The sequence below is a fragment of the Pigmentiphaga sp. NML030171 genome, assembly GCF_002188635.1.
GTDB lineage: Bacteria > Pseudomonadota > Gammaproteobacteria > Burkholderiales > Burkholderiaceae_B > Pigmentiphaga > Pigmentiphaga daeguensis.
Genome location: NZ_NINX01000032.1, coordinates 21444 through 40731, shown reverse-complemented (window position 1 = coordinate 40731; position 19288 = coordinate 21444). Strand labels below are relative to the sequence as shown.

Annotated in this window: 17 protein-coding genes; 3 read left to right on the top strand and 14 right to left on the bottom strand. The window is 69.3% G+C overall.

What is annotated here, in order from left to right:
* Positions 1 to 29 precede the first annotated feature (29 nt).
* Entirely contained in the window at positions 30 to 809 is a 780-nt protein-coding gene (locus CDO46_RS11205; protein ID WP_087838547.1) for a hydroxypyruvate isomerase family protein, read from the top strand.
* A gap of 18 nt (positions 810 to 827) precedes the next feature.
* Here the strand turns inward: CDO46_RS11205 and cobA are convergent, their stop codons facing one another.
* The 9 genes from cobA to CDO46_RS11160 form a co-directional block, all read right to left on the bottom strand.
* Positions 828 to 1574 (bottom strand): uroporphyrinogen-III C-methyltransferase, encoded by a 747-nt coding sequence (gene cobA / locus CDO46_RS11200; protein ID WP_087838546.1) that lies wholly within the window; start codon positions 1572 to 1574, stop codon positions 828 to 830.
* Positions 1575 to 1598: 24 nt separating this feature from the next.
* Complete coding sequence (locus CDO46_RS11195) at positions 1599 to 4307, bottom strand: nitrate reductase (RefSeq protein ID WP_087838545.1); 2709 nt, start codon at positions 4305 to 4307, stop codon at positions 1599 to 1601.
* Positions 4308 to 4322: 15 nt separating this feature from the next.
* Positions 4323 to 4649 (bottom strand): nitrite reductase small subunit NirD, encoded by a 327-nt coding sequence (gene nirD / locus CDO46_RS11190; protein ID WP_207958696.1) that lies wholly within the window; start codon positions 4647 to 4649, stop codon positions 4323 to 4325.
* Positions 4649 to 7093: a nitrite reductase large subunit NirB gene (gene nirB / locus CDO46_RS11185; protein WP_087838742.1), complete on the bottom strand. Its 2445-nt coding sequence runs from the start codon at positions 7091 to 7093 to the stop codon at positions 4649 to 4651. Before nirB ends, nirD begins: the two co-directional genes overlap by 1 nt.
* 321 nt (positions 7094 to 7414) lie before the next feature.
* Complete coding sequence (locus CDO46_RS11180) at positions 7415 to 8575, bottom strand: CmpA/NrtA family ABC transporter substrate-binding protein (protein WP_243724677.1); 1161 nt, start codon at positions 8573 to 8575, stop codon at positions 7415 to 7417.
* Between the two features lie 14 nt (positions 8576 to 8589).
* Complete coding sequence (locus CDO46_RS11175; protein ID WP_087838542.1) at positions 8590 to 9168, bottom strand: ANTAR domain-containing response regulator; 579 nt, start codon at positions 9166 to 9168, stop codon at positions 8590 to 8592.
* A gap of 10 nt (positions 9169 to 9178) precedes the next feature.
* Positions 9179 to 9979 carry an ABC transporter ATP-binding protein gene (locus CDO46_RS11170; protein WP_087838541.1) on the bottom strand — a complete coding sequence of 267 codons (801 nt, stop codon included), beginning with the start codon at positions 9977 to 9979 and terminating at the stop codon, positions 9179 to 9181.
* 18 nt (positions 9980 to 9997) lie between these two features.
* A complete protein-coding gene (gene ntrB, locus CDO46_RS11165; protein WP_243724678.1) occupies positions 9998 to 10972 on the bottom strand; it encodes a nitrate ABC transporter permease in 975 nt (324 codons plus the stop codon).
* Positions 10941 to 12218: a CmpA/NrtA family ABC transporter substrate-binding protein gene (locus CDO46_RS11160; RefSeq protein WP_087838540.1), complete on the bottom strand. Its 1278-nt coding sequence runs from the start codon at positions 12216 to 12218 to the stop codon at positions 10941 to 10943. The genes ntrB and CDO46_RS11160 overlap by 32 nt, the downstream gene beginning before the upstream one ends.
* Positions 12219 to 12590: 372 nt before the next feature.
* On the opposite strand from CDO46_RS11160, the gene CDO46_RS11155 reads away from it, so the two are divergent.
* Positions 12591 to 14807 carry a TonB-dependent receptor gene (locus CDO46_RS11155; protein WP_087838539.1) on the top strand — a complete coding sequence of 739 codons (2217 nt, stop codon included), beginning with the start codon at positions 12591 to 12593 and terminating at the stop codon, positions 14805 to 14807.
* A gap of 67 nt (positions 14808 to 14874) precedes the next feature.
* A complete protein-coding gene (locus CDO46_RS11150; RefSeq protein WP_087838538.1) occupies positions 14875 to 16092 on the top strand; it encodes a multidrug effflux MFS transporter in 1218 nt (405 codons plus the stop codon).
* Here CDO46_RS11150 and CDO46_RS11145 read toward each other — a convergent pair whose 3' ends face one another.
* The 5 genes from CDO46_RS11145 to prfA are packed head-to-tail and all read right to left on the bottom strand — an operon-like array spanning position 16093 to position 19285.
* Complete coding sequence (locus tag CDO46_RS11145) at positions 16093 to 16482, bottom strand: hypothetical protein (RefSeq protein ID WP_087838537.1); 390 nt, start codon at positions 16480 to 16482, stop codon at positions 16093 to 16095.
* Entirely contained in the window at positions 16479 to 16997 is a 519-nt protein-coding gene (locus CDO46_RS11140) for a nucleoside 2-deoxyribosyltransferase (protein ID WP_087838536.1), read from the bottom strand. Before CDO46_RS11140 ends, CDO46_RS11145 begins: the two co-directional genes overlap by 4 nt.
* Positions 16998 to 17014: 17 nt before the next feature.
* Positions 17015 to 17341: a Grx4 family monothiol glutaredoxin gene (gene grxD / locus CDO46_RS11135; protein ID WP_087838535.1), complete on the bottom strand. Its 327-nt coding sequence runs from the start codon at positions 17339 to 17341 to the stop codon at positions 17015 to 17017.
* A gap of 37 nt (positions 17342 to 17378) precedes the next feature.
* The gene (gene prmC / locus CDO46_RS11130; protein WP_087838534.1) at positions 17379 to 18200 is read right to left on the bottom strand and encodes a peptide chain release factor N(5)-glutamine methyltransferase; all 822 of its coding nucleotides are present in this window, start codon (positions 18198 to 18200) and stop codon (positions 17379 to 17381) included.
* Positions 18201 to 18205: 5 nt separating this feature from the next.
* Entirely contained in the window at positions 18206 to 19285 is a 1080-nt protein-coding gene (gene prfA / locus CDO46_RS11125) for a peptide chain release factor 1 (RefSeq protein ID WP_087838533.1), read from the bottom strand.
* Positions 19286 to 19288: the final 3 nt, after the last annotated feature.

The following is a 19288-nucleotide window of genomic DNA, read 5'->3' as shown; positions in this document are numbered from 1 at the left end:
TCCGTCTCGAACCTGTCCTGATTCCCGCCATGATCCGATTCTCGGCCAACCTGTCCATGCTCTTCCTCGAGGTGCCCGAACTGGAGCGGCCGGCGGCCGCCCGCCGGGCCGGCTTCGACGCCGTCGAGGTCCAGTTTCCCTACGACCACGAGGCCGCGCGGTGGCGCGACGCGCTTCACGCGGCGGGGGTCGAGCTGGCGCTGTGCAACGTGCCGGCGGGCGATCTGATGGCGGGCGGACAGGGCCTGGCGGCGGTGCCGGGAAGGGAGGCCGCCTTTCGCGAGGCGGTGGCGCAGGCCGCCAAGGTTGCGCAGGTGCTGCGGCCTCGCAACGTCAACGTGTTGGCGGGTTGCCCCGGGCCCGAGCACGATCGCGAGCGCTGCCTGGATACGCTGGCCGGCAACCTGGCCCACGCCGCCCAGGTCCTGGGCGACCTGGGCATGGGCGTGGTGACCGAGGCGGTCAATACCGTGGACCGTCCCCGCTACCTGATCGACACCACGCGGGCCGCGCTCGACGTCATCGATCGCGCGGGGCATCCCAACCTGCGCATCCAGTACGACCTCTACCATATGCAGATCATGGAGGGCGACCTGATCCGCAGCCTGCGCACCCACTGTGCGCGCATCGGCCACATCCAGTTCGCCGACACGCCGGGGCGCCACGAGCCGGGAACCGGCGAAATCCATTTCCCCAACGTGTTCGCCGCGCTGGACGAGCTGCCCTACGACGGCTTCGTCGGCGCCGAGTACGTGCCCACGGGCCGGACCGAGGACACCCTGGCATGGATGGCGGGGCGCCGCCGCTGACGCTGCGGCGATGCCCGGTCAGGCGCTGTGGCGCATGGCCGGCGCGGCATGCGCGCGGGCCAGGCCGATCGCGTCTCCCACGAGGATGATCGCGGGGCTGCCCAGCCCCGCCCCGCGCGCATCGTCCGCCAGCTGGCCCAGCCGGGTCGCCAGCCTTGTTTCGTGCGGTGTCGAGGCCCACTGCACCACCGCGGCCGGGGTGGAGGCGGGCAGGTGCGCCAGCAGGCCGGCCTGCACTTGCTCGATACGCTGCATGCCCATGTAGATGACCAGCGTGGTGCGGCTGCGCGCCAGCGCCTGCCAGTCCGGCTGCGCGCCGTCCTGGGTATGGGCGGTGACGAAGCTGACCCCGTGGCAGTGATCCCGGTGGGTGAGCGAGATGCCCAGCGCCGCGGCGGCCGCCATGCCGGCGCTGATGCCATTGATCAGTTCCACTTCGATGCCGGCGGCTTCCAGGAAGGCGATTTCTTCGCCCGCGCGTCCGAACATCAAGGCTTCGCCACCCTTGACGCGCACCACGGTCCTGCCTTGCAGCGCGTAGCGGCGCATCAGCCGCTGGATGAAGGGCTGGGGCGTGGAACGGCAGCCGCCGCGCTTGCCCACCCGCAGCACCCGCGCCCGGGGAGCGAGTTCGGCGATGTCGGGCGGCACCAGTTCGTCCAGCAGCAGCACGTCCGCCGACAGCAGGGCGCGGACCGCCTTGCGTGTCAGCAGGTCCGGGTCGCCCGGGCCGGCGCCCATCAGAATCACTCGTCCTGGCTTCATGTCATCGTCCTTGTCGAGGCGGCGTCATGCCGACATCCGCGAGGCCCCGCACAGGCGGGACAGTTCCGGAACGCAGGACCCGCACACGGTCCCGCACCCCAAGGTGGCTTTCAGCGCCGCGACGTCGGCCCCGCGCGCGATGGCGGCGGCGATGGCCGATTCGGGCACGCCCTTGCATTGGCAGACCGTGCGGTCCCGCGCGGGGGCGCCGCCTTCGGGCGTGAAGACGCGCAGGCGCGAGCCGCTCCACGGCTCGGCGGACAGCAGGCGTTCGATCAGCGGTTCGGCATGGCCGGCGTCGCCGGCCAGCAGGAAGGCGCGCAGCCGTCCCGCCTCCCAGCGCGCGCATTTGCGTACGCCCTGGCCGCGGTCGAGGTATTCCAGGACGTCGGGGCTCGCGCCCATGTCCAGCGCGACGGCCAGCGCGTCCAGCCAGGCTTCATCGGGAGCCGCCATCGCGGCGGTCAGGGTCAGCACGGAGCGCGAGGCGTCGCCGCGCAGGCACAGCGCGGCGTAGCCACAGGGCGCCAGCAGGGGACGCAGCGCGGCGCGCAGGCGTTGCGTGTCTTCCTGGTCCGTGGCCGCGATCGCCGCACGGATCCGCCATCCCAGCTCCGCCTTCTCGACCCGGACCGCGCTGTGCTTGAGCTCGGGCTGGAAGGACTTGTCGTCCACGGCCGCATTGCAGACCTCGTTGATGCCGCCGCTGTTCAGGAACTGCGCGTTCCAGTGCATGGCCGCGAACAGACTGCCGGGCGGCACGTCCTCCGTCAGCCGCAGCGGCAGCACCATGGCACCGTCGCGGCTGGCCACGCGCACCAGGTCGCCGTCGGCCAGCCCGCGCCGGGATGCGTCGGCCGGGTGCATGTCCAGGGTGGGGTCCGGCGCGTGCGAGAAGGCCTGGGCGATGCGGCCGGTGCGGCTCATGCCGTGCCACTGGTCGCGCAGCCGGCCCGTGGTCAGGTGGAAAGGATGGCGCGCGCTGGTCGCCACCGCCACGGGGCGATAGGGCACGGGCTGGAAGCGCGCGCGGCCGGATGCGGTGGCGTAGCGGCCGTCGGCGTAGCGGCGCGCCAGGCCGGTGGCCTGGCCGGCGGGGAAGGGCCATTGCTGGGGGCCGCGTGTCTCGAGCAACTCGTAGTCCAGTCCGCCGATGTCCAGGTCGCGCCCGCGGGTCAGCGCCCGGTGTTCGTCGAATATCTCGCGCGGCGTCCGGTAGGGGAACAGGTCCGGCGTGCCCGGACGCAGCAGGGCCTGCATGCGCCGCCCGACCTCGGCCACGATGCGCCAGTCGGCGCGCGCCTGGCCGGGCGGCGCCACGGCGGGCCGCACGCGCGAGATGCGGCGTTCCGAGTTGGTGACGGTGCCGTCCTTCTCGCCCCAGCTCGATGCGGGCAGCAATACGTCGGCGTAGGCCACCGTGTCGGTGTCGGCATAGGCTTCCTGCACCACCACCAGCTCGGCCCGGCGCAGCGCGCGCCGCACGGCCGCGAGATCCGGCAGGGAATGGGCGGGGTTGGTGCAGGCTATCCATATCGCCTTGACCTTGCCGGTCTCCAGGGCCTGGAACATGTCGACGGCGGCCAGCCCCGGCCGGTCGGACACGGCATCCACGCCCCAGAACGCGGCCACCTCGGCGCGGTCCGTCTGGCTGGCGATGTCCCGGTGGGCGGCCAGCATGGTCGCCATGCCGCCCACTTCGCGGCCGCCCATGGCGTTGGGCTGGCCCGTCAGCGAAAAGGGGCCGGCGCCGGCGCGGCCGATCTGGCCGGTGGCCAGGTGCAGGTTGATCAGCGCCAGGTTCTTGTCCGTGCCATGGCTGGACTGGTTCAGGCCCATGCAGTACAGCGACAGCGTGGCGGGGCTGCGGGCGAACCATTCGGCCGCCTGGCACAGGTCGCGCTCGCGTATGCCGCACAGCGCCGCGGCCACCGACGGGGGCGTGTCGCGCACCATGCGCTTGACGGCGTCGAAGCCCTCGGTACTGCCGGCGATGTGGTCCGGATCCAGCCAGCCTTCCCAGATCAGGTGGTGCAGCATGCCGTTGAACAGCGCGACGTCGGTACCCGGCTGGATGGGCAGGTGCAGGTCCGCCATCGCCGCGGTGTCGGTGCGCCGCGGGTCCACGACGATCCAGCGCGTGCCGGGCCGAGCCTCGCGCGCGGCTTCCAGCCGGCGGTACAGCACCGGATGGGCGTAGGCCATGTTGCTGCCGGCGATCAGCACCGTGTCCGCGTGGTCCAGGTCCTCGTAGCAGGTGGGCGGTCCGTCGGCGCCCAGCGACAGCTTGTAGCCGGTCACGGCGCTGGACATGCACAGGCGGGAATTGGTGTCGATGTTGTTGGTGCCGACCAGGCCCTTGGCCAGCTTGTTGAAGACGTAGTAGTCCTCGGTCAGCAACTGCCCGGACACGTAGAAGGCCACCGCGTCGGGGCCGTGCCGGCGCACGACGTCGGCCAGCCGGGCGGCCACGTGGTCCAGCGCGGTGTCCCAGTCCACCGGCGCGAGCGGCGCTTCGCGCCGCGGCCGCCACGCCGGGCGCAGCGCGCGGCCGGCATCGCTTTGGGCGGTCTGCGCCAGCGACAGGCCCTTGGAGCACAGCCTGCCGGCATTGGCGGGGTGGTCGGGATCGCCGCGCACGCCCGTGATGCGGCCATCCTCGCTGTCGATCAGGACACCGCAACCCACGCCGCAGTAGCAGCAGGTCGACGCGGTGGTTCGTGGCTCGCCCATGACGTCCTCCCGCCTTCAGTCCAGGCCCAGGTAGACCACGCCTTCGTCCACGCGCACGGGGAAGCGGCGCGCGCATCCCTCGTCGGGCGCCCGGGCGCGGCCGTCCTCCAGCCCGAGCTGCCAGCCGTGCAGCGGGCAGGTCACCGATTCGCCGTGCACGATGCCTTGCGACAGCGGCCCGGCCTTGTGGGGACACCGGTCCAGCAGCGCGAAGACCTTGTCCTGGGCGGTGCGGAACACCGCCAGGTTGCCCTCCGCGCGCTCGACGACGCGGCTGCCCAGGCGCGGGATGTCGTCGACCCGGCACAGGCGTATCCAGGGGTGTGCGTCGTGGGCGCTCATCATGCGATTTCCTCCGAGACCAGTTTCAGGGGGATGTATTCGCGGGCGGCCTTGCCGTCCACCCGTTCGGCCCAGGGGTCGCGCAGGCCCTGCAAGGCATGCAGCAGGCGTTCGTGCAGCGCGCGGCGGCCGGCGGCGTCCTCGACGATCCGGCGCTTGACGTAGTCCAGGCCCACGCGCTCGATGTAGTGCACGGTCCGGTCCAGGTACCAGGCTTCCTCGCGATACAGCTGCAGGAAGGCGCCGGCATATTCCTTGACCTCTTCCGGCGTCCGCACCTTGGCCAGGAACTGCGCCACCTCGGTCTTGATGCCGCCGTTGCCGCCCACGTAGATCTCCCAGCCGCTGTCGACGGCGATCACGCCCACGTCCTTGATGCCCGATTCGGCGCAGTTGCGCGGGCAGCCCGACACCGCCAGCTTGACCTTGTGCGGGCTCCACATGTTGGCCAGCATGGTCTCCAGCTCGATGCCCATCCGCGTGCTGTCCTGCGTGCCGAAGCGGCAGAACTCCATGCCCACGCAGGTCTTCACGGTGCGGATGGACTTGCCGTAGGCATGGCCGGAGTTCATGCCCAGGTCGCGCCAGACGGACACCAGGTCTTCCTTCTTCACGCCCAGCAGGTCGATGCGCTGCCCGCCCGTGACCTTGACCATGGGGATGGCGTATTTGTCGGCCACGTCGGCGATGCGGCGCAGTTCGTCGGGATTGGTCACGCCGCCCTTCATCTGCGGCACCACCGAGAACGTGCCGTCCTTCTGGATGTTGGCGTGCGCGCGCTCGTTGATGAAGCGGCTTTGCGGATCGTCCACCGCCTCGTGGGGCCAGGTCGAGATCAGGTAGTAGTTGATCGCGGGCCGGCAGGTGCTGCAGCCGTTGGGGGTGCGCCAGTCCATGAACTCGTAGACCTGGGCGTGGCTCAGCAGCCGGTGCTCGCGTATGGCCTGGCGCAGCGCGGCGTGGCTGTGGTCGGTACAGCCGCATACCGCCTTGGTCTTGGGCGCTTCCTGGAAATTGGAACCCAGCGTGTTCATCAGGATCTGTTCCACCAGGCCGGTGCACGAGCCGCAGGAACTCGCGGCCTTGGTGTGCTTCTTGACGTCGTCCACGGTGAACAGGCCCTGGTCCTGGATGGCGCGCACGATGGTGCCCTTGCAGACGCCGTTGCAGCCGCACACCTCGTCGGCGTCCTGCATGGCCGCCGCGCGGCTCTGCCCCTGCACGCCGGCGTCGCCCACGCTCGATTCGCCGAACATCAGCCGGTCGCGCAGTTCGCCGATGGCACGGCCCTCGCGCAGCAGCTTGAAGTACCACGCGCCGTCCACGGTGTCGCCGTACAGGCAGGCGCCGACCAGCTTGCCGTCCTTGATGATCAGCCGCTTGTAGACGCCGCCGGCCGGATCGGACAGCACGATGTCCTCGGTGTCGGCGCCGCCGGTGAAGTCGCCGGCCGAGAACAGGTCTATGCCCGTGACCTTGAGCTTGGTCGACAGCACCGAGCCCTTGTACGCGCCATAGCCCAGCTCGGCCAGGTGATTGGCCGCCACCTTGGCCATCTCGAACAGCGGCGCCACCAGGCCATACGCCGTGCCGCGGTGGTTCACGCATTCGCCCACGGCGTAGATGCGCGGATCGAAGGTCTGCAGCACGTCGTTGACGACGACGCCGTTGCGGCAGTGCAGGCCGGCCGCCTCGGCCAGGGCGGTGTTGGGCCGGATGCCCACGGCCATCACCACCAGGTCGGTCTCGATCTCCGAGCCGTCCTTGAAGCGCACGCCGCGCACGCGGCCGGCGTCGTCGCCCAGGATCTCGCTGGTCGAGCGGCCCAGCAGGAAGTCCAGCCCGCGATCGGCCAGCGAGGCCTCCAGCATCTTGCCGGCGGTGCGGTCGAGCTGGCGCTCCAGCAGCCAGTCGCCCAGGTGCACCACGCTCACGTCCATGCCGCGCAGCTTCAGCCCGTTGGCGGCCTCCAGGCCCAGCAGGCCGCCGCCGATGACGACCGCGCGGCGCTGGGTGCGGGCCGCCGCGATCATCTTCTGCGTGTCCTGGATGTCGCGGTAGGTGATGACGCCGTCCAGGTCCCTGCCCGGTATCGGCAGGATGAAGGGATTGGATCCGGTGGCCAGCAGCAGGCGGTCATAGGGCGCCTCGGTGCCGTCGGCGGCCACCACCACGCGGCGGCGCCTGTCGATGCGCGCGACGGGCGTGCCGGTGCGCAAGTCGATGCCGTGTTCCTCGTACCAGGACAGGGGATTGAGCACGATGTCCTGGAAGTCCTGCTCACCGGCCAGGACCGGCGACAACAAGATGCGGTTGTAGTTCGGGTGCGGCTCGGCGCCGAAGACCGTGATGTCGTAGCGGTCGGGCGCCAGCGTCAGCAGCTCTTCCAGCGTGCGTATGCCCGCCATGCCGTTGCCCACCACGACCAGTTTCGATCTGTTCATCATGTTCGACTCGATCAGACTGTTCCGGAAGCGACAACGGCGTCCCGCCGCAGCAGGGCTGCGAGGGGACGCCGTTGTCCGGGGCCGGGCCGCCCAGGGTGCGGGCGCCCGGAAATGCGTGCCGCGCGAGCGGCCGCATCCTGGATTAAGCAAGGGGCGTGCCGGATGGGCGGGAAACCCGGTGGCGCCCTGCATGGGCGGGGCTGGACCGGGACGGAAGGCGGGGTTCGCCCGGGCCGCATGCACCGGCCTTGTGCGCTCCGTGCCCACGGCGCACCCCGGCGGGGCGGCCGAGCCCGTTTCCGCGTGCGCGCGGCGCCTTCAGGCCCGGATGTCGAAGCCGCGCGCGTAGCCCGCGGCATGGCCGCCGTCCCAGGTCCGGCCATCCATGAGCCGGCTGGAACGCATGGCGGACGCGGGTACCGCCACGCCCAGCTGCGCGGCCGCCTCGCGGTACAGGTCCAGCCGGTTGATGGACTGCGCGATGCGCAGATAGTCAGGATCCTCGCGCAGCATGCCCCATCGCCGGTATTGCGTGGCCATCCACATGCCGTCCGACAGATACGGATAGTTGGCCTCGCCGTCGGCGAAGAAGCGTATGCCGGGCGCGCTGCCGTCCGCGGCCTTCTCCGGCAGCAGGCGCGCGGCGATCACGTCGCGCGGCGCGTCCACGAAATCGGGCAGCGCCAGCCAGGAGGCCGCCTCTTCCCTGTGGGCGGGGACGTCCAGGTAGCGGCAGGCTTCCAGCAAGGCCATGATCAGCGCCCGCGCCGTGTTCGGATGGCGATCGGCGAAGTCGCGCGTGCAGGCCAGCACCTTCTCGGGGTGGTTGGGCCAGACCTCGGACGTCAGCGCGACGGTAAGCCCCTTGCCTTCGCTCTGCGCCAGCGCGTTCCAGGGTTCTCCCACGCAATAGCCGTCCACGTCGCCGCGCCGCAGCGCCTCGGCCATCTGGGGTGGCGGGATGACGGTACTGCGTACGTCATGCAGCGGATGGATGCCGTGCGCGGCCAGCCAGTAGTACAGCAGCATGGCGTGGGAGCCGGTCGGAAAGGTGTGGGCGAAGGTCAGGCGATCGGGCGACCCGTGGATGACGCGGGCCAGCGCCGCGCCGCTGGCCGCCCGGGCGGCCAGCGCGCGCGACAGCGTGATGGCCTGGCCGCCCTGGTTCAGCGACATCAGCATGGCCATGTCGCGCTGCGGTCCGCCCAACCCCAGCTGGATGCCGTATCCCAGTCCATACAGCGCATGCGAGGCATCCAGGTCGCCCGACAGCAACCTGTCGCGCACCGCCGCCCACGAAGGCTGCCGTTGCAGGACGATCTCCAGCCCGTACTTGCGGTCGTAGCCACGCGCCACCGCGATGACCAGCGGCGCGCAATCGGTCAGCGCGATGAAGCCCACGCGCAACTGGGGTTTTTCGGGCGCATCGGACCCCGCGATCACGCGGCCCGCCTGCGGCGCCGGGGGAGAGGAGGGCATCGGGGTATCTCCGTTCATGGGCATGGCGGCTCCGACCGCGACAGCAACTGCCGCGCGACGTCGCCCAGCCTGACGCCCTGTTTCATGGCCTGGCCGCGCAGCAGTTCGAATGCCTCGGACTCGCCCAGCCCGTACCGGTCCATCAGCCAGCCCTTGGCGCGGTCGATGTCCTTGCGGTCGGCCAACTGTTGCTCGACCTCGGCCAGGCGCCGCCTCAGCTTGTCTTCCTCGTCGAAGCGGGCACAGGCCACCTCGAGGATGGGAACGAGCTTCCCGGGCGCCATGCCGTCGACCACGTAGGTCGTGACACCCGCGCGCACCGCGGCCCGGATGACGGACTGGTCGGCGGCGTCCGAGAACATGACCACCGGCCGAGGCGCCGAGGCGTTCATGACCGCCAGTTGTTCCAGCGTGTCGCGGGTGGGCGATTCGGTATCGATCAGGATCACGTCCGGGCGCTGGGTCTCGACGGCGTGCAGCAGCGCGCGGGCATGCGCGACGTCGGCCAGGATCTCGTAGCCCGCCCGCTGCAAGGCCTCGCGCAGTTCGGCGATGGGCTTGTCAGTGTCGTTGACCAGCAGGACTCGAGGCATGGGAAGACGGTCAGGCCGCCTCGCGCGCGGGGTGGCTTTGCTTGCGGTAAAGGAAGTCGATGACGGCCGTGCGGCACGCATGGTAGTGCTCGTCGTCCGCCAGTTCGACCCGGCTGCGCGGCCGGGGCAGGCGCACGTCCAGGATCTCGCCTATGGTGGCGGCCGGGCCGTTGGTCAGCATCACGATGCGGTCCGACAGCAGCACGGCCTCGTCCACGTCGTGGGTGACCATGATCACCGTGCTGCCCGTCTTGGCCACGATCTCCAGCAGCTCGTCCTGCGGGTGCGCGCGGGTCAGCGCGTCCAGCGCGCCGAATGGCTCGTCCATCAGCAGCACGTCGGGTTCGATCGCCAGCGCGCGGGCGATGCCCACGCGCTGCTTCATGCCGCCCGAGATCTCGTGCGGCAGCTTGTGTTCGGCATGGGCCAGGCCTACCAGTTGCAGCGCGGCCAGCGTACGCTCGCGCAGCCGCGCCTTGCTCTCGGTGGCGCCGAACACCCGTTCCACGCCCAGGTGGATGTTCTTGTAGCAACTCAGCCAGGGCAGCAGCGAGTGGTTCTGGAACACCACCGCGCGCTCGGGGCCCGGGCCATCGATTTCGCGTCCCGCGCAGATCAGCGCGCCGGAGGTCGGGCGCGTCAGGCCCGCCACGAGATTGAGCAGCGTCGACTTGCCGCATCCCGAATGGCCGATCAGCGAGATGAACTCGCCCTTGGCGACGGTCAGGTCGATGTCGCGCAGGGCCACGAAGCTGCCCTTGCGGGTCTTGAAGACCTGGCCCACGTTTTCGATGCTGAGGAACTTGTCCATGGCGATTCCTTGTTCGTGTCAGTCGGCGTAGGTGAAGCGCTTGACCAGTTGCGTCAGCAGGACTTCCAGCACCAGCCCGACGATGCCGATCACGAAGATGGCGATGACGATGTGCTCGACCTTGAGGTTGTTCCATTCGTCCCACAGCCAGAAGCCGATGCCCACGCCGCCGGTCAGCATCTCCGCGGCGACGATCACCAGCCAGGCCGTGCTGATGGACAGCCTCACCCCCGTCAGCATGTAGGGCAGCACGGCGGGAAACAGCACGCGCGTCATGACCTTCCATTCGGACAGCTTCAGCACCCGCGCCACGTTCATGTAATCCTGCGGCACGCGCGTCACCCCGACCGCGGTGTTGATGATCATCGGCCAGATGGAGCAGATGAAGATGGCCCAGATGGCGGCCAGGTTGGCCGCCTTGAACAGCAGCAGGCCCAGCGGCAGCCACGCCAGCGGCGAGACCGGGCGCAGCAGGCTGATCAGGGGCGAGACCACCGCGCTGACCGCGGCGAAGCGGCCGATGACGAAGCCGGCCGGGATGCCGACCAGCGCCGCCAGGCCGAAGCCGATGGCCACGCGCCGCAGCGACGACAACAGGTTCCAGCCTATGCCCTGGTCGTTGGGCCCGTTGTCGTAGAAGGGGTCGGAGAACAGCGCCAGCGCCGCCTTGCCCGTCACGGCCGGGGTGGGAATCTCGGGGATGGCGTTGGACACCAGTTGCCAGGCCAGGATCAGCAGCGCGAAGCCCAGGCAGGGGCCCGCCACCGTCTTGACGAGGGTTTCCCAGACGCCCCGCCAGTCGACGCGGGCGAGCAGGGGCGGGCGGGACGGCGCGGCCGGGGTTGGCACGGACGAGGCGGCCGCATGCAGGTCGATGACTTCGGCAACCGGCGGAGCGGCGGCGGGGCCGGGGGAAAGGGTACGGGCCGTGGCGGTCATGGCGGGGCTCCCGGGGCGGCGCTCAGGCCGCGTTGATCTTGAAGCCGTCGGCATAGGCGGCGGGATTCTTACCGTCCCAGACGACGCCGTCGACGAGCTTGGACGAACGCATCTCCGACTTGGGCAGCGAGACCCCGGCCGCGCTCGCGGCCTGCTTGTAGACGTCGATGCGATTGACCTGCCGCGCCGTCGCGAGATAGTCGGGATGGCTCTTGAGCAGGCCCCAGCGCTTATGCTGGGTCAGGAACCACATGCCGTCCGACAGGTAGGGGAAGTTGGCGGCGCCGTCGTTGAAGAATTTCATCGCGTCGGGGTCGTCCCAGGTCTTGCCCAGGCCGTCCGAGTAGCGCCCCAGCATGCGGTCCAGGATCACGTCCATGTCGGTGTTGACATACGACTTGGCGGCGATGGTCTCGGCCGTCTTGCGGCGGTTGGAGGCCGAGGCGTCGATGAACCTGCCCGCCTCCAGCACCGCCGCCGTCACGGCGCGCGCGGTGTTCGGATAGCGCTGCACGAACTCCGCGGTCGTGCCCAGGACCTTTTCGGGATGGTCGGTCCAGATGCCCTGGGTGGTGGTGGCCGTGAAGCCTATCCTGTCGATGATGGCCCGCGCGTTCCAGGGCTCGCCCACGCAGAAACCGTCCATGTTGCCGACCCGCATGTTCGCCACCATCTGCGGCGGCGGCACGGTGATCACCTTGGCGTCGCGCATGGGATTGATGCCATGGGCGGCCAGCCAGTAATAGATCCACATCGCGTGCGTGCCGGTCGGGAAGGTCTGCGCGAAGGTGTACTCGGCCTTTTCGCTCTTCATCAGCTTGGCCAGCGTGGCGCCGTCGCGCACGCCCTTGTCCTTGAGCTTGCCGGAAAGAGTGATGGCCTGGCCGTTGTTGTTCAGGTTCATCAGCACCGCCATGTCCTTGCGCGGGCCGCCTATGCCCAGCTGCACGCCGTAGACCAGGCCGTACAGCACGTGGGCCAGGTCCAGCTCGCCGTTGACCAGCTTGTCCCGCACGCCGGGCCACGACGCTTCCTTCACCGGCGTGATCTTCACCCCGTACTTCTTGTCCAGCCCGAGCGTGGATGCCATCACCACCGAGGCGCAGTCGGTCAGCGGGATGAAACCGATCTTGACCTCGGCCTTTTCGGGCGCGTCCGAGCCCGCCGCCCAGGCGCCGGCGCGCACCAGCGGATCGACCAGGCTCATGAGGCCCGTGGCGGCGCCGGCTGTCAGCAGCCTGCGCCGTTGCCCATCGGGGGCGGCTGCAGGCGAAGAATCGTGCGAGGGGGTCTGTGTCATCCGGCGCTCCAGGCAAAAAAAAGCGTCCCGCGCGAACAAGGCCGTGCCTGGTCGCCGCGGAACGCCGTTGTTCCTACCGCTGAGTTGTCTACCGGCCCGCATTGGCCGGCACATCCATCAAGCAATAGCCATGCCATCGGCCGTATGCCCGGAAAACCCGCGGATGGCGCCAAGTGCACACCCCAATCTTGTGCAATGCACCAAAGACGTGCCCGGAAACGAGGCGAGCGGACCCGGATTCGACAAATGATGATAAGAATGATTATTATTCGTGCCGTTCAGCTTTATGTAAGTCAGCTTTTTGTCAGGTTCGCCCGAGGCGTTCTGCGGCGCCCGCGCGGATTCCCCCCATCCACCTGGAGAACTTCAAGAATGGCTTTAGCCGCCCGGGGCATTCCTTTCCTGCTGTCCACGTCCCATCTTGCCGTCCTTGCCGCGCTCGCCTCCGGCAAGGTCCTGGCGCAGGAAGCCACGACCGAACTCGCGCCCATCGTCGTGACGGCGACCGGCTACGAGCAGGAAATCAAGAACGCCCCCGCCAGCATCACGGTGATCGGACAGGAGGCCCTGCAGGAGAAGCGCTACAACAACCTGGCGGAAGCCCTGAGCGAGGTCGAAGGGGTGGACGTGCGCGGCAACACCGGCAAGACCGGCGGCCTGAACATCAGCATCCGCGGCCTGCCCAGCGAGTACACGCTGATCCTGATCGACGGCCGGCGCCAGAACGCCGCCGGCGACGTCACGCCAAACGGCTTCGGCGAGACCAGCACCAGCTTCATGCCGCCGCTCTCGGCCATCGAGCGCATCGAAGTCATCCGCGGGCCCATGTCCACGCTCTACGGCTCGGACGCCATGGGCGGGGTGGTCAACATCATCACCAAGAAGGTCGCCACGGCCTGGGGCGGCTCGATCACTTTCGACAAGGGCATCCCGCAGAACAGCGACTTCGGCGACACCTCCAACGCGAATTTCTACGTAAGCGGCCCGCTGGTGCCTGACATGCTGGGCCTGGCCGTGCGCGGCGGCATCTTCAACCGCGGCGCGACCGACATCGACCTGCCCGAGGGTACCGGCAGCATCAGCAAGCGCGGACCGGCGCCGGTGGAATCGCGCATCTACACGGCCGGAGCCAAGCTCACGCTGACGCCGAACAAGCAGCATGATTTCTGGCTGGATGTCGACCGTTCGCGCCAGTGGTACAACAACGACGAAAGCCAGCTCGGCACGCTGGACGACCCGTCCACCAACACCTACAACGGCTACAGCCGCGACCTGCGCTTCAACCGCGACCAGTTGGCCGTCGGCCACACCAGCCGGTTCGAGTTCGGCACGCTGCAATCGAGCCTGATGGTCAACAACACCGAGACGCTGGGCCGCACGGTGCCCAACATCGCCGCCAATTCGCCGCTCGCGGCGGTGCTGGTGCCGGGCGCGCCCCGCAAGCTGGAAACCACCAACGTCGTGCTCGACACCAAGCTGGTCAAGGCCATCGGCGACTCGCACATGCTGACCCTGGGCGGCCAGTACTGGGATGCCGAGATGACGGACAGCCTGGCCACCCAGCGCTACAAGCAGACCACCAAGTCGCTGTTCGCCGAGGACGAATGGCGCCTGCGCGAAGATCTTGCCCTGACCACCGGCGTGCGCTACGACCACCACGATGCCTTCGGCGGCCATTTCAGCCCGCGCGGCTACCTGGTCTGGAACACCACGCCCAACTGGACGGTCAAGGGCGGCGTCAGCCGCGGCTACCGCACGCCTCGCCTGAACCAGCTGCACGACGGCATCAACGGCATCAGCGGCCAGGGCCGCACGCTCACCATCGGCAATCCCAACCTCAAGCCCGAGGTCAGCACCAGCACGGAATTCGGCGTCAACTACGACAACTTGGCCGGCCTGACCGCCAATGCGACGCTGTTCCACAACCGCTTCAAGGACAAGATCTCCGCCGCGGCCAAGGGCATCCCGAACTGCGACTACGCGGCCAACCCCAACCAGCCGGGCTGCATCTCGATCGGCGCGCTGCCCACCCAGGCCGAGTTCGGCCAGCAGGTCAACCTGGAGCAGGCCACCACGCGCGGCCTGGAGCTGGGCACCCGCGTGCCGCTGGCGCCACGCTGGACGCTGGGGCTGAACTACACCTTCACCGACAGCGAAGTGAAGAACGGCGGCGTCTACGGCGGCAAGCTGGCCGACACGCCCAAGCACATGGCCAACGCCAACCTACGCTGGCAGGCCACCGACAAGTTCGCCATGTGGCTGCGCGCCGAGTTCCGCGGCAAGAGCCGGCGCTTCGACGGCGATCCGGCCGCGCTCACCGGCGACAACCTCCTGGCCCAACAGCAGGTGGGCGACCTGAAGGCCTACTCGCTGCTGCACCTGGGCGGGTCCTACAAGGTCTCGAAGAACGTGACCCTGACCGGCACGGTCTACAACTTGCTGGACAAGGACTTCATGAAGTTCAAGTCCTACGTGAACGGCGCCGGCGAGACGGTGTACCTGAACGAGTACATCCATTCCGCGCAATCGACCCGGGGCACCATCCAGCCGGGCCGCACGTTCTGGCTGGCCGCCAACATCACGTTCTGACGCGGGATCCGGTCCGGCTCCCGTCGGGGGCCGGGCCGGTAGGGGCAAAGGCGGTAAACTGCCGGCCATGCGCATACGTCCCGACTCCGCGGCATTCGTCCTGCTTCTGGCCTCATTGTCCGCGCTGCCGGCGCTCTCCACCGACATGGCGCTGCCCGCCCTGGCCGCCATCGGCCTGGACCTGCACGTTCCTCCCTCCAGCGCCGCCCTGACCCTGAGCCTGTTCCTGGCCGGCTTCGCCATCGCGCCGCTGGCCTACGGCCCCCTGGCCGACCGCTACGGCCGCCGCCCCATCGTACTGTTCGGCGGGGTGCTGTTCTCGCTGGCCAGCGCGGCGTGCGCACTGGCGCCCAGCCTGGCTTCGCTGCTGGTCTTCCGGGTGCTGCAAGGGGTGGGGGCGGGCGCCGGCTCGGTCATGTCGCTGACCATCGTGCGCGACCTGTTCCAGGGCCACATCGCGCGCGCCCGCCTGTCGTATGTCGCCAGCATGCGCATCGTCGCGCCCATGATCGCGCCCACGCTGGGCAGCTGGGTCATGTACTTCGCCGGCTGGCGCTCGATCTACGGGGTGATGGCCCTGGCGGGCGTGGCGACGACCCTGGCGGTGTACCTGGGCATGGCCGAGACCCGGCCGGCGGATGCCGCGCCCGTGCGCATCTCGGTGGGCGCGCTGCTGCGCACCTACGCGCGGGTGCTGAGCAATCCCGTCCTGCTGGGCAACACCCTGGTCAACGCGCTGACCTTCGGCTGCCAGTTCGCCTACATCACCGGATCGCCGCTCTTGATGATGCAGCTGCTGGGCATGTCGCCGCAGGCCTTCGGCGCCGTGTTCGCGATGACGGCATTCGGCATCATGGCGGCCTCGCTCATCAACGGCCGCCTGAACGCGCGCGGCATCGCGCCCCACAAGCTCCTGTGGACCGGACTGATCCTGTCGAGCTCGACCAGCGTGCTGCTGGCGGTGCTGGGGTTCGCCGATGCCCTGTCGGCGTGGTCGCTGGTGCCGCTGCTGATGCTGAACACTTTCTCGTTCGGCATGATCGCGCCGAACGCCTCGCACGCGGCGGTGGAACCGCTGCCCGAGGTGGCGGGCGTGGCCTCGGCCGTGGTCAGCTGCGTGATGATGGCGGTGGGCGCGCTGTCGGGATCGCTGGTGACCATGCTGTACGACGGCCACAGCGCGCGGGCCATCACCGGCATCATGGCCGTGTGCACGCTGTCGGCCCTGTCCCTGTATGCGTTCTGGGTGCGGCGGCTGCCCGCGGCCGCCCATCGGCGGGCCTGATCAGCGCAGTACGAAGCCGCCGACCTTGCCGCCCTGCAGGTTCAGCGTGCCCACCAGGTCGTCGCCGCCGTCCTTGAACGTGATCTTCCACAGCGAGAATTCGTAGGACTGCTGCCGGTAGTCGCCCAGGCGCTGCACCTGGTAGCCGGCATGCAGGCGCGGTCCCAGCTGCGTCGCCACGGCATCGAACTGGGCGCGGTCCAGCTTGGCGAAATCGGCGCTGCCCGAGGACACGAATTGCTGGTAGTTGCCGGCTTCGATGGCCGTCAGCAGTGTCTTGAGCATCTGCGTCTCGGTCTCGATGGCGGCCGCGTCGGCGGCATGGCCTTGGGGGGCATGGAGCGCTGCGGCCAGCGCCACGGCCGCGAGCGCGTTGCGCGTGACATTCATGATGACTCCTGGTGGGAGGGAGAGGCCGCATGCGCCGCGGCAATGGCTTGCAGGCAGTCGTCCGGGCCACCCCGGACCAGGGTGACGCTGCAGGCCAGCATCAGGTTCAGGCCCAGTCCGAAATTCTCGACCAGGTGGCCCCGGGCGTCGACCGGACGGCCTTGGGCATCCGTGCCGGTGGCGACGCGCTGCGCCAGCGGCCGCGTATCGTCGGCGTAGGCCCAGACGGGCTTGCCCCGCGCGGCCGCATAGCCGATCTCGAACGCCGTGCCCGAATCCGGCTCCTGGCCACGGAAAGGCGCCAGGTTGGCCATCACCACGTCGGCCCGCTCCAGCAGCGCCAGGTTGGCCCGGTAGATGCCCCGCGCCGCGTCCGGGGACGCGGCGTGCGTAACCGGTTCGTCCAGGGGAAACAGCCCTTCATGGCCGTGCCGGGCGCAGGCGGCCTTCAGCCGTTGGCCATGGGCGCGGGCGTCGGGCCGGAATACGTCCGGCCCGGCCAGGTAGATCCGCATGGCGGGCCGGTTCCGGGTCAGGCCACGACGCCGGCGTCCGTCAGCAACTGCTTCAGTTCGCCGCTTTCGTGCAATTCGGCCAGGATGTCCGAGCCGCCGATGAACTCGCCCTTGATGTAGAGCTGCGGGATGGTGGGCCAGTTGGAATATTCCTTGATGCCCTGGCGGACCGCGTCGTCTTCCAGCACGTTCACGGTGGCCAGCTGGCGCACGCCGTTGGCCTTGAGCAGCTGGATGGCGCGCCCCGAGAAGCCGCATTGCGGAAACTGGGCGGTGCCCTTCATGAACAGCACGACAGGGTTGTCGGTAACGGTCTGCCGGATGAAATCTTGCACGTCGCTCATGGCGATCCTCGTACAGAGTGAAAGGTGATGATGTCGATTATAGGTACCCGCCGGAAATCCGCTCGATGCCCGCCAGGTCGCGGCGGCTTTCGACGTGGGCGAATCCGGCCGCGTGCAGCAAGTCCCGCACCCGGGCGGCCTGGTCCCAGCCATGCTCCATCCAGAGCGCGCCGCCGGGCCTGAGCCAGGCCGGGGCGCCGCGGACGATGGCGCGCAGCGCCTCCAGCCCGTCGGCCCGGTCCGTCAGGGCCAGCGGCGGTTCATGGCGCAGGTCGCCTTGCGACAGGTGCGGATCGGCGGCGGCGATGTAGGGCGGATTGGAGACGATCACGTCATAGGTGGGGGCGGGCGCGGCACCGTTCAAGGCCCCGTACCAGTCTCCCCGGGCGAACGTGACGGCAGCGCCCAGCCGCGAGGCGTTGGCGGCGGCCACCGCCAGTGCCTCGGCGCTCAGGTCCGTGGCCTGGACCGCCGCGTCGGGACGCGCCAGTGCGATCGAGACGGCGATGGCGCCGCTGCCGGTGCCCAGGTCCAGCACACGCGGGGTGGCCCGGCCGCGCAGGTGCTCCAGCGCGGTTTCCACCAGCAGCTCGGTTTCGGGGCGGGGAATCAGCACCGCCGGCGACACCTGGAAATCGTGGCCCATGAACTCGCGCTCGCCCAGCAGATAGGCCATGGGCTCGCCATTGCCGCGCCGCCGCGCCCAGTCCCGGAAGACCGCCGCCCGGTCGTCGGGCAGGGCCTCGTCGTCGTGGGCGATCAGCCACGCACGGCCGACGCCCAGGGCCCGCTCCAGCAGCATGCGGGCCTCCAGCAGCGGCAGGCCGCTGCCGGCGATCAGCTCGCGCGCGGTGGCCATGACGCTCAGTCGTCGCCCAGCGCGGCCAGCAACTCGGCCTGGTGTTCCGAGGCCAGGGCGGAGATCAGTTCCTCCAGGTCGCCGTCCAGCACGTTCTGCAGCTTGTACAGCGTCAGGTTGATGCGGTGGTCGGTCACCCGGCCCTGCGGGAAGTTGTACGTGCGGATGCGCTCTGAACGGTCGCCCGAGCCGACCAGGCTCTTGCGGTGCGCCGCTTCCTTGGCATGGCGCTCGCGCTGTTCCTTGTCCTTGATCCGGGCCGCCAGCACCTTCATCGCCTTGTCGCGGTTGCGGTGCTGCGAACGATCGTCCTGGCATTCGACCACGATGCCCGTGGGCAGGTGGGTGATGCGCACCGCCGAATCGGTCTTGTTGATGTGCTGCCCGCCCGCGCCGCTGGCGCGGAAGGTATCGATGCGCAGGTCGGCCGGATTGATCTGCACCTCGGCCACCTCGTCCGCTTCCGGCATGATCGCCACCGTGCAGGCCGACGTATGGATGCGGCCTTGCGTTTCGGTGGCGGGCACCCGCTGCACGCGATGCCCGCCCGATTCGAACTTGAGCTTGCCGTAGGCGCCGTCGCCCGCGATGCGCGCGATCACTTCCTTGTAGCCGCCCAGTTCCGACTCGCTCATCGACATGATCTCCACCTGCCAGCGATTGCGCTCGGCATAGCGGGTGTACATGCGCAGCAGGTCGCCGGCGAACAGTGCGCTCTCGTCGCCGCCCGTGCCGGCGCGCACTTCCAGGAACAGGCTGCGGTTGTCGTCCGGGTCGCGCGGCAGCAGCAGGATGCGCAGCTCGCCTTCCAGTTCCTCCAGCCGGTCCCGGCCCGCGCGCAGCTCTTCCTCGGCCATGGCCTTCATGTCGGGATCGCCCAGCATCTCCTGGGCCGTCTCGATGTCCGCCTCGGTGCCTTCGTACTGTTTGAAGCCATTGGCGACCGGTTCGATCTCCGAGCGTTCCCGCGACAACTTGCGAAAGGTGTCCATGTCGCTGGCGGTTTCAGGCGCCGCGAGCAACGCGTCCAGTTCGGCAAGGCGTCGAGACAACTGCTCGAGCCGGGCCCGCATCGATGCTTTCATGAA